Source organism: Candidatus Glomeribacter gigasporarum BEG34, assembly GCF_000227585.1.
Lineage (GTDB): Bacteria > Pseudomonadota > Gammaproteobacteria > Burkholderiales > Burkholderiaceae > Glomeribacter > Glomeribacter gigasporarum_B.
Map to the genome: position 1 here is coordinate 1 of NZ_CAFB01000014.1, position 1,143 is coordinate 1,143.

Sequence of the window (1,143 nt, forward strand, 5' to 3'; positions counted from 1 at the left end):
CGGCACGCCCAGAGCAAAAGCTACATGTGGGCTTATCGGAGCGCCGAACCCAGCGCTGGGCGGCTCAGCGGAAGGCGCGCGGGCATCACTGGAGCACCTTGCGCGCTTGATGCGCACGAATCCAGGCGCATCCGGTCTACTGCGTCGCTTAGGGGTTGAGACGCACGATGCGCAGGGGCAATTGCGCGACACGTCCACGCTCTTGACGGCGTTAGGCGAGCGGTTAAAGCGCATGCCGTATGACCGTGCTTATGCCTATGCACAGGCGCTTGGTATCGACGAAAAGACGCTGAACGCATTGCAACAGGGGGTAGGCCGGTTCAGTGCGATGTACCGCGACATGCTGCGTGCATCGGGACTGGACGCACAGGCGGCGGCGAAGTCCAGCCATGCGTTTATGAACGAGCTGCGCCTGCTCGGTGCGACGGCGGGCATTGTGCGGGATCAGGTTGCCGCATCACTCACCGGAGCAATGAGTGCGGATATTAAACGTCTGCGTAAATTTCTGGTTGCGCATTTTGGCCAGATTTCCAAAGCCATCCAGATCGTCGTCGGCTGGATTCTGAAAGCGGCGGAGGTGACAAGTACGCTCTCGATTCGCGCGATGCAAGCCATCGACGCGCTTGCAAACTGGTTCAATAGCTTAAGCGGGTCTGGACAGAATCTGATCAAAGTGTTCGGCCTGATGCTCGTTGCCTGGCGATTATTAAGCACAGGCTTCATGATTACGCCGCTGGGCCGGATCACGGCATTGGCCGCCGCATTGCTGCTGCTTTGGGATGATTACCAGACGTGGAAAGAAGGGGGCCGGAGCCTGATTGACTGGAGCCGGTGGGAACCCGCGATCAACGCGGCCCTCGATGCGCTGAAAAAGCTCTGTGACTGGCTCGGCAAGGGCGCTGAGGCGATCGGCGGCTGGAAAACCGTGGCGGAAGTCGTACTGTAAGCGCTCAATTTTCTGCACCTCGCTTATTGCAGGTTGGAGGCGGAGTATGGGTGTCCACCCAAATTGAAGGTGGACACCGTGAGACAGGAAGAATCGTAAGCGTAAGCCCTCAATTTTCTGCACCCGTTGTGGGCGAAAGTGATCGCCCCGCGAGGCTGATGATCGATGGTGTGGAGAGAGATCGTAAGGAAACCCAA

General features: G+C 58.5%; 1 pseudogene. It reads left to right on the forward strand.

Annotated features, from left to right (window positions below):
• A pseudogene (locus tag CAGGBEG34_RS00315) lies at positions 1–946 on the forward strand (hypothetical protein); the annotation flags it as partial.
• Positions 947–1,143 lie beyond the last annotated feature (197 nt).